Annotated in this window: 1 protein-coding gene; it reads left to right on the plus strand. The window is 68.3% G+C overall.

Annotated elements, in window-relative coordinates; translation table 11 throughout:
* Positions 1-159 precede the first annotated feature (159 nt).
* Positions 160-945 carry a chromosome segregation protein ScpA gene (locus tag GOB85_RS18770; RefSeq protein WP_173578870.1) on the plus strand — a complete coding sequence of 262 codons (786 nt, stop codon included), beginning with the start codon at positions 160-162 and terminating at the stop codon, positions 943-945.
* The last annotated feature ends 153 nt before the right edge of the window (positions 946-1,098 follow it).

The following is a 1,098-nucleotide window of genomic DNA, read 5'->3' on the forward strand; positions in this document are numbered from 1 at the left end:
CGCGTCCGCTGCAGACGGTGGAGGCCGTGGAGACCGGACCGGTGGCGCCGGAGACGGTGTGGACGCTCGGGTTCTGGTCGGCGGACTGGACGCCCTGGGCGGCGCTGCGGACGATCGCCCGCGGCTGGCCGGATCTGTGTCTGCGGATCCGCCCGCTCTATGATGTCTGACGGGTCCCCGCATCTGCAGGCACAGGACTGGGCCGGTCCGCTGGCTCTGCTGGTTGAGCAGGCCCGCAGCGGAGTGCTGGACCTGCGGCGGATGTCGCTTCTGCAGCTGATCGACCAGCTGGGCCGGATCGTGGAGGCGGGTGTTCGTGCGCGGCCGCTCGCCCGCAGCGCGGACTGGCTGGTGCTGGCGGCGACGCTGCTGCAGCTGCGGTCGGCCCTGATGCTGCGGGACGGGACACCGGAACGGCAGGCGGCGACCGGACAGACGGAAGCCCTCCGCCAGCGGGTGCTGCGGCGCGCGGCGCTGGAGCAGGCCGTGGCTGCGATCTCGCAGATCCCGCGACTGGGGGAGCAGGTGTTCGGCCGGGGCGGGGAGGGGGAACCTCACCGGGCTGAAGCCGCGCTGCTGCAGACCGATCTGCTCGACGCCTGCCTCGCGCTGCTGCGGCGACGTCTGAGGCTGCAGCCGGTGCGTCCGGTCCTGCCGCAGCGTTTCTCGTGCTTCACCGTCAGCCAGGCCCTGGCGTGGTGGCGTCAGCATCTGGGGGAAGAGGGCAGGGGGCTGTACCGGCTGGAGGACGGGCTGGTGAAAAGTGACGGCATCCGGTCAGAAGATCGCGAAGTGCCGCTGCAGCGCAACGCGGCAAAAGCGGCGCATTTCCTCGCCGCGCTGGAACTCGGAAAACAGGGCGCCGTTACCCTCGCTCAGGACAGGCAGTTCGGAACCGTAGAGATTGCACGCACGGAAGAACGGGCCGCTCCGGACGGCGTGTGATGTCTGGTAGGCATATGGACTGCTAGGCTCAGGACTCATTCTCTAGCACTACAGTTGCATATTATGTTGTGAGTGAGCGCGGATAGCAGTGGCCTGATGTGTTCGTCGAAAGACGGACCATCTGAGGATGTGGGCTACGGGCAGTCTGCGTTG

The organism is Acetobacter fallax, assembly GCF_011516735.1.
Taxonomy (GTDB): Bacteria; Pseudomonadota; Alphaproteobacteria; order Acetobacterales; family Acetobacteraceae; genus Acetobacter; species Acetobacter fallax.